Genomic DNA, 8,245 nt, shown 5'->3' on the forward strand with positions numbered 1-8,245 from the left:
GGCGCGCGCGGTTCGACTCCTGGGCCATCAGGCTGATCACGGGTTTCGAATCTTCGGAATTGAGCGCTTCAACCGCATGCGCCATCGCATTGACGCCGGATGCCGCCGAAATCCCCGGCGGCAGCGACAGCGTCAACGACGGATCGTAGAGCACCGTACGCGGCAGCACGCGCGCATCGCGCCCGGTGCGCTTCAGCCGGCCTTCCGTGAGCCCGAAGATCGGCGTCATCTCCGATCCCGCATAAGTCGTCGGCACGGCGAGGATCGGCAGAGACGACTCGAGCGCGATCGCCTTCCCGAGCCCGATCGTCGATCCACCGCCGATCGCGATGCAGCAGTCCGCGCCAAGCTCGGCCGCCGTCTCGCGCGCGGCACGCGCAACCTCGACCGGCACGTGCATCACAGCCTGCGCACATACGCCGGCCGCGCGCTCGCCGAGCACCTCCCTGACGCGTTCCGCGAGCGGCTGCTGCTCGGGCGTCGACAGAATCAGCGCCCGGTGCGCGCCGAGCGCGGACAGTTCGTCCGGCAGTCGCTCAAGCGCGCCCCATTCGAATACGACGCGGGAAGGCGTTCCCTGATAGACGAATCGCTCCATCGCAACCTCAGCGCTTGAAGTGCGGCGGCACCTTGCCGTCGACGTTGACCCACACCGAGCGCGCTTCCGTGTAGTCGTGCATCGCCTCGAAACCCATCTCGCGGCCGTAGCCCGACTTCCCGATGCCGCCGAACGGGCTGCCCGGATTGACGCGCTTGTAGCAGTTGATCCAACACATGCCCGCGTCGATCTGCGAGGCCATCCGGTGTGCGCGGGACAGATCGTTGGTCCAGAGGCCGCTGCCGAGCCCGTATTCGGTCGCGTTGGCAATCGAGAGCGCTTCCTCGTCGCTGCCGAAGCGCAGCACGGTGACGAATGGGCCGAACACTTCCTCCTGGGCGACGCGGTCGGCGGCGCTCTTCGCTTCGATCACTGTCGGGCGCACGTAGTAGCCGTTGGCGAGTGCGGCATGCTGCGGTGCACTGCCGCCCGCGAGCACGCGGCCGCCCTGCTCGCGCGCGATGTCGACGAACGACAGCACGCGGTCGAGGTGCTGCTTCGACGTCAGCGGACCCATCTCGGTATTCGGATCCAGCGGATTGCCGACGCGAATCGACGAGGCCAGTGACACGAAACGCTCGAGGAATTCGTCGGCGATGCGTTCATGCAGTACGAGACGCGAACCCGCGATGCACGCCTGCCCCTGGTTGTGGAAGATCGCCCATGCGGCGCCGTTGATGGCGGCATCGAGGTTCGCATCGTCAAACACGATGTTCGCGCCCTTGCCCCCCAGTTCCAGCTGCACGCGCTTCAGGTTGCCCTGCGATGCCTCGACGATCCGGCGGCCCGTCGCCGTCGAACCGGTGAATGCAATCTTCCCGACGCCGGGGTGTTCGGCGAGCCGCTGGCCGGCCGTATGGCCGTAGCCGGGTACGATATTGACGACACCGGCCGGGAACCCGATCTCGGCCATCAGTTCGACGATGCGCAACGTCGACAGCGGCGTGATTTCCGATGGCTTGAGCACGACCGTATTGCCCGCGGCCAACGCCGGGCCCATCTTCCAGCTCGTGAACATCAACGGGAAATTCCACGGCACGATCTGGCCGACGACGCCGATTGGGGCGCGCTGCACGTAGTTCAAAAAGCCGGTCTCGACGGGAATCACCGAGCCCTGTAGCTTGTCGGCCATCCCGCCGAAGTAGCGGAAGCAGCCTGCCGTGCGCGGCACGTCGAGCGCACGCGAGTCGCGGATCGGATGGCCGGTGTCCAGAGATTCAAGTTGCGCGAGTTCCTCCGCGTTGGCTTCAATCGCGTCGGCGAGACGCAGCAGCAGCCGGCCGCGCTCGGCCGCAGGCATCGACGACCACTTGGGGAACGCACGGGTGGCGGCTTCGACGGCCAGGTCCACGTCTGCCGCGGTGGCGGCCGCGATTTTCGTGATCAGCGAGCCGTCGTGCGGATTGAGCACATCGATCGTGCCGCGGTCGACGGCGTCGACGAAGCGCCCATCGATGAATAGTTGGGTTTGCATCGGTTATCCTTGATCAATGCGGGGGCGCAGCTTTCAGAATTCGACCGGATACGGCTTCAGCTCGCCGCTCTCATAGCGCTTCGGCAGATCCGGCGTCGCGTTCTCCCAGACAAGCAGCATCGAACGCTTCGTCGAGTAGCCCTGGTGGCGAATGTCCGCCGGCATCGCGCAGATATCACCCGCACGCATCGTGATTCGTGCGCGCGGGGACCCCGTGTCCTTGTCGCCAATGTCCCAGACGATCTCGTCGGAAAGCTGCAGGAACCACTCGACGCGATCATTACCGTGAAAGACCGGCAGGATGTATTCCTCGGTCGTCGGACAAAAAAGACTCTGCCCGCATACCGAGGTGACGGAAGGATTCCAAGTCACATCCGAACGCGACAGGTACTTGAAGAGATTGAACGCGTGCAGTTCGCCTTCGAAGCCACGCTCGGCATGCACTTCAGGCTCGTCCTGCGGGACGTCGGCGAACGCGCGGTTTACCGGGAGGTCGTCGCGCAGCGGGGAGTCGCCCTCAAGGCCGGGCATCCGGCGCGTGGCAATGCGCGTGCGCTCGATTGCGGCTTCATTGCCGCCATGCTTTCGGCCGAACGCGGTGCCGGTCTCCTCGGGCGCGGCGAACGGATCGAAGCCCTCGTTGGTCCAGTCGTGCAGGATGGCCTTGAAGGTCGCCATGATGGTCGGCGTCTCGAAGGTCTCCAGATAGTCGATCCCCGCTTCCTTCATGACGCCGTTGAACGAACCCGCGTAGACGTCCACCTTGCCGTAGTGATTGCGTGTGCCGAACACGTGGTCGAAGTTGACCCAGCCGTAGAAGAAACCCCACGCGACATCGCGCATCATCGCGCGCAGAAACGCGTCGGCCGGGATCGCGTGTGTACGGGTCTGGCCTTTTGCCGGCCAGGTGACCTTGACGAAGTACTCGTCGCGTAGGAATTCGAATGCGCCGAGGCGAAAGCAGCGATAGCCGGTTACAGCGTCCGGCTGGGTCGCAATTACGGTGTCGGCAGCGAAGCCGGCCGGGTGCGAAATGGTCTCAAGGGTAGCCATGTGTCGTCTCCTCAATATGGACGGATGATGGGTGCGCACTGCGAGTCAGTGCAGGCAGATATCTGCCCACTTTTGCACTGAGAGCGCGCCGAGCATCGTCTGAACGAGCGCCACCCCAGCCTTTTGCGCAGTGAAGCGGTAGGCGCAGCCGGCCGGCAGCAGCGCTTGATGGCCGCGCCGAAGTACGACGTATCCCATCGCACGCCCTCCGGGCTGCGCGCCAGCGGGCACCGTACCGGTACTGCCACTGGGCGGGGTATCGAGCTTGATGAAATCAATGCGCACCTCGCCATCCATGAGGATGACGAACTCGTCGTGTGCGCAGGCGAACCACTGTGATTGGCCTTCGGTGCGGAGCACCTCGATCACGTATTCGAGGTTCTTGCCGACGACAACCTTTTCGTAGGGTTCCGAAGACGAAGCCACTTCGAAGACGTTGGAGAAAACATAGTTGCGGGCGTCGCCGCTCGTGATTTCAATACCGCCTTTGCTATAGCTGTCGAGCGAGCCAAAGACTGTGCGGAATGACGACTCGGTCATTGCTGTCTCCTATTGTTGGAAGAAATCGTTCCTTTCAACTTTAGGCGCACTGGGAGGCGACAACAACTGGCGAGCAGGCGATTACGCCATTCGCACTTCGCGAACAATCCCGCTAGATTACCCACCCGCGGTCGATGAGAGGCCGATCCCATGCGGGCTCCGGCCCGAGATATTCCGCCAGAAACTCGACGAGCGCCTTCACTTTCAGCGACTGCCGCTGCGTTGCCGGATAGACCGCAGCAAAATTCAGCGGCGCTAGCACGTAGTCCGTAAGGAGTGGCACCAGCGAGCCGTCCAGCAGCGCCGCACTTGCGACGAGCGTCGGCAGGCAGACAACCCCGCCGCCGGTGAGCGCGTAATCGCGCAGCAAATGCACCGAGTTCGAACGGATCATGCCGGGCAGCTCCATTTCGACGACCTCGTGCCCGCGCGTCATGGTCCAACGGTTACGCGACGGATAACCCGAATAAAGCGCCGTGACATGCTGCAGCAGTTCGCGGGGATGCTCGGGGGCACCATGCTCTCGTACATAATCGGGGGCGGCACAGAACAATCGCCTCACGGGAAAGAGCCGCCGTTCAATCAGCGATTCGGCGATTGGGGGGAAGATCTGGAACGCGACGTCGAAGCCCTCTTCGATCGGGTCGACTACACGGTCGTTCACGATGACGTCGAGTTGGATGCCCGGATAGCGACGGTTGAATTCGGCAAGCGGGGGGCCGAAGTGCCCCAGCGCGAAGCCCGGCAGCATCTGGATTCGCAAGCGACCCGTGGGCGTCGCACGCAACTCGCGCATCTGGTCGGTTAGCTCGTTGACGCGCCCCACGACTTCGGCGCAGTCACGGTAAAACGCCTCGCCGACTTCGGACAAACGCACGTGCCGCGTGCTGCGATGAAAGAGCGGCGCGTTGACGAACTTCTCGAGCTGCTGGATGCGGCTCGTGACGACCGAGCTCGTCACTCCCAGCTGCCTCGCGGCTTCGGAAAAGCTGCTCGTCTCCGCAACCCGCACGAAGGCCTCGATACTTAGAAATCGGTCCATCCTCCCCCCTTCTCCCCGTCCAGCACCGGCAGTTGTATATGGGCGCAACCGCACGTCAGCTGGGCCTGCTGCAGTCGGTATCGGGCGTCCGCCATTGAGAGGATTGCACGGACGTGCCGCGACACCAGCGCCATTTCGTTCCGCTCACGACACAATCGAAGATTTTTCCATCGCACAGAACTAGCTGAAGGCAACGAACGGAATGACGTGCCAAACAAAGAAAAGGATCATTCAGCGCGGCTTGACTTGTTGCTCTCGGCTTGACTATTGCGCTCTGATGGAAGCGCGCGTTCGGTTCCGAGGGAATGAATCGGCATTTTGACCCTAATGATAGTACCGTTGCCGCGTGCACTGTGAAAGGGGAGCGCGTTGCAATATTGGGCGGGGAAATCTACGCCGTATCGATTTCAACAGCCTGCTAGCAGCCTGCTAGAAGGTCTGCCACTTTTCATCGGACAAGCCGACCGTCGTGGCGCCAGCAATACTCGCTCTGGTACGGATCGATTGCTTGGCTGCATGCCGTTTCGTCTCGATCGGCGACGCGCCCGGTGTCGGTTCGCCCAGCCTGTGCTGCGGAGTTGCTGTCTGCGGCTCATGGAAAACCGTCTCCCCAATGTTGAACACGGACACCGCTTCCTGCAGGTCAGTCGCTCGTTGTTCGAGCGACTGAGCCGCTGCAGCAGCGTATTGCACGAGCGCTGCGTTCGCCTGCGTTACCTCGTCCATCTGCGACACAGCAACGTGAATCTGGTCTATGCCACGGCTCTGCTCCTCCGATGCAGCGGCGATCTCGCCGACGATATCCGATACCTGTTTGATGGCCCGCTTAACGTCGTCCGTCGACGCATCCACTTCGGCTGCCTGCTTTGCAGTGTCCTGAATCATCGATACTGATCGTTCGATTAACTCCTTTATTTCCTTCGCGGCCGCTGCGGAGCGCTGCGCGAGGCTGCGTACTTCGCTCGCGACCACCGCGAAGCCGCGCCCCTCCTCGCCCGCCCGCGCGGCCTCGACAGCTGCGTTCAAAGCAAGGATATTTGTCTGAAACGCAATGCCTTCGATGGTGGCCGTGATTTGCGATACCTTCTCGGCGTTGGCGCTGACATTGGTGATCGCTTGCACCATGTCTTTTACAGCATCGTTACCGGTGTCGGCCAAGTCCGTAGCGCGGGTTGCCAGCGCGTTAGCCTGGCGCGCATTATCGGCATTTTGCTTCACCGTTTCGGTTAGCTGCGTCATGCTCGCCGCCGTTTCTTCGAGCGACGCTGCCTGTTGCTCCGTGCGAGCGGATAGGTCTGCGTTGCCCGAGGAAATATCAGAGGCGGCGGTACGCACGGAGTCGGTCGTATTGCGCACCGTCTTGATCGCTTCTCCAACTCGCGCGATTAGTTCATTGAACGCCGTCCCCGCGCGCCCGATTTCGTCGTCGCGTTGAGGAGCAACGCGTTGAGTAAGGTCAAGCGAGCGACATGCTGCCAGCAACGTACCCTGAATGCCGCTCAAGCTTTTGAGGAACCTGCGCATCTCCATGCAAAAGACGAATCCGCAAAGAATGCCGCCGAGCCCCAGCAGCGCCAAGATTGAATCGCGCATGCGCCGATAGGCCATCATTGCCTGCTCATGGGCGGAGTCCGACTCCCGGTGGAAAAGCGCTTGTAACTGGGCCATGTTCGGCCCTGCAGCGAGACCGTATGGGCGAGATTTCGTGATCATTGCGTCCATTGAAGCCTTCGCGTCGCCGTTGCGCGAGAGCTGCGCTGCATCAAGGAGACCGTCGAGTGCGCCTTGGAGATTGCGCGTAAATTCTGGCGCGACTTGTTTGGTGGAATCAGGCTTGTCGCTCCGATCGAAAAGAACGATGTCCCGTTTGACTACGGGCAGCAACCGGTCAATTATTTCGAACTGGGCCTTGCTTGCACTCGGTTCGTTCGAACGATTCGCTTCATACACCTGGAGCACCATCGTGAGCACGGCCGTGTATTCCTCGCTGAGATAGCTCGCTGGCAATGTGATTTCCCGGTACATTCGCTCAGCTCTCGCGTTCGCATCAGCCAGGGCCCTCAGTGACACTGCTGCAATTACGACGCATAGCAACGCCATGAGGGCAAAAATTAGCGACAAGCGCGTCCGAATCTGCATCATTTAGTAAACCATTTTTACTTTTCAAATTGGGCAAGGGGCGCACGCAATCCCTCAAGCGATGGCCATTGCGTGCAGCGGACCCGGCGCAACTGCGACCCAATTGTGTTGCTTCACTCTGGTTGCCCGCTTGCCGGAAAGTCCACGCCGGACAACACCGACTGACGCGTCCGGGCCGGTGCCGTCTCCTTGAACAGGAGGCTAACGCCGACGCCTAGCACGACCGCGCAGATCGGCAGCCACAGAATGTTCTGGATACCAAAGCGGGTAGCCACGAAACCGGCCAGCGCCGGCGCCACACCACCACCGAAGATTTCGCCCGCCCCCACGACAACGCCAATCGAAGTCGACACCATACCGGCTGGTGCGGCTTCCGTCGCGACCGGCCCGGATATCAGCGACACAAGTCCAAGCGTGAAGAAAGAAGCAACGAACAGGACCACGAACAGGGTGAACGGCTGCGCGCCGATGCCGCGGAACAGGTACAGCATGACCGCCGTCCCAGCGAAACCGACAATGCTGGCCAGTCGCCGGCCGATGAAATCCGAAAGCCCGGGCAAACCGAACTGGCCGACGAATCCTCCGAACCCGATCGCCGAGACGACGACGCCCATGCGTTGCATATCGAGCGAGAGATATTCGGTGAGATAGAGCGGCAGCATGGCGCCTAACACGAACACGCCGGTCATGGCGCAGAACAGGGCCACCATGGCGACGGGTATGTTTCGGCTTTTCAACACGGCACGCCACTGGCCGCCTTCTCGACGAAGCGCAATTTTCTGCGGCGTCAATCGCGGCTCACGGATGATGCGGAACATCAACGCGCCGAGAATCAGCCCAGGCACCGACACTAGCGCGAACACCCAGCGCCAGCTCACTACGTTCAGCAACTGGGTGGCGATGATGGGCGAGAGCGCGAGGCCGAACAATGCGAAACCGCTTTGCTGAAGCCCCAGATTAAAGCCCCGGCGCTTCGGATGCGAGGCGTCTGCAGTCGCGGCGAAACTCGTCGGACAGAACGAGCCCTCGGCGACCCCCATCATCGCCCGCACCGCCAGCAGACTCACCAAACCGCCAGCCAGGCCGGAGAAGGCGGACAGTAATGAGAAGACAAGGATCGCCGGGATCAGCACCTTGCGGCGGCCTATCTTGTCGGATAGCCCACCCATCAACACAGCGAAGATTCCCCATGACAGACCAAGTATGCCGATACAGTTGCCGACGTCCTGCGCGTTCAGGTGCAGGTCTTTCATAATCGATGGGAAGAGCGGCGCGATTAGCCACCGGTCCAATCCCACCAGCCCGAAGCCCAAGGCCAGCAGCACGACGGCCTTCCACTCGTAGCCCACGTCCCATTCGCTCGATTTCATTTGTCTCTCTCCATAGGGCTACCGCTGCG

At 61.8% G+C, this 8,245-nt stretch carries 7 protein-coding genes; all 7 read right to left on the reverse strand.

Annotated elements, in window-relative coordinates; translation table 11 throughout:
• Window positions 1-598: iron-containing alcohol dehydrogenase (locus ACTHL0_RS14205; RefSeq protein ID WP_440567389.1), on the reverse strand; the 598-nt coding region annotated here is incomplete at its 3' end.
• A gap of 7 nt (window positions 599-605) precedes the next feature.
• Window positions 606-2,072: an aldehyde dehydrogenase family protein gene (locus tag ACTHL0_RS14210; protein WP_440567390.1), complete on the reverse strand. Its 1,467-nt coding sequence runs from the start codon at window positions 2,070-2,072 to the stop codon at window positions 606-608.
• Window positions 2,073-2,105: 33 nt separating this feature from the next.
• Complete coding sequence (locus tag ACTHL0_RS14215) at window positions 2,106-3,125, reverse strand: hydroxyquinol 1,2-dioxygenase (protein ID WP_440567398.1); 1,020 nt, start codon at window positions 3,123-3,125, stop codon at window positions 2,106-2,108.
• A 45-nt stretch (window positions 3,126-3,170) separates the two neighbouring features.
• Window positions 3,171-3,665: a hydroxyquinol 1,2-dioxygenase gene (locus ACTHL0_RS14220; protein WP_440567392.1), complete on the reverse strand. Its 495-nt coding sequence runs from the start codon at window positions 3,663-3,665 to the stop codon at window positions 3,171-3,173.
• A 112-nt stretch (window positions 3,666-3,777) separates the two neighbouring features.
• Window positions 3,778-4,707, reverse strand: coding sequence for a LysR substrate-binding domain-containing protein (locus tag ACTHL0_RS14225; protein ID WP_440567394.1), 930 nt, complete (start codon window positions 4,705-4,707; stop codon window positions 3,778-3,780).
• A gap of 429 nt (window positions 4,708-5,136) precedes the next feature.
• Window positions 5,137-6,849: a methyl-accepting chemotaxis protein gene (locus ACTHL0_RS14230; protein ID WP_440567395.1), complete on the reverse strand. Its 1,713-nt coding sequence runs from the start codon at window positions 6,847-6,849 to the stop codon at window positions 5,137-5,139.
• 110 nt (window positions 6,850-6,959) lie between these two features.
• Window positions 6,960-8,216, reverse strand: coding sequence for an MFS transporter (locus ACTHL0_RS14235; RefSeq protein ID WP_440567397.1), 1,257 nt, complete (start codon window positions 8,214-8,216; stop codon window positions 6,960-6,962).
• Window positions 8,217-8,245: the final 29 nt, after the last annotated feature.

The organism is Trinickia sp. (genome assembly GCF_051961175.1).
Classification (GTDB): Bacteria; Pseudomonadota; Gammaproteobacteria; order Burkholderiales; family Burkholderiaceae; genus Trinickia.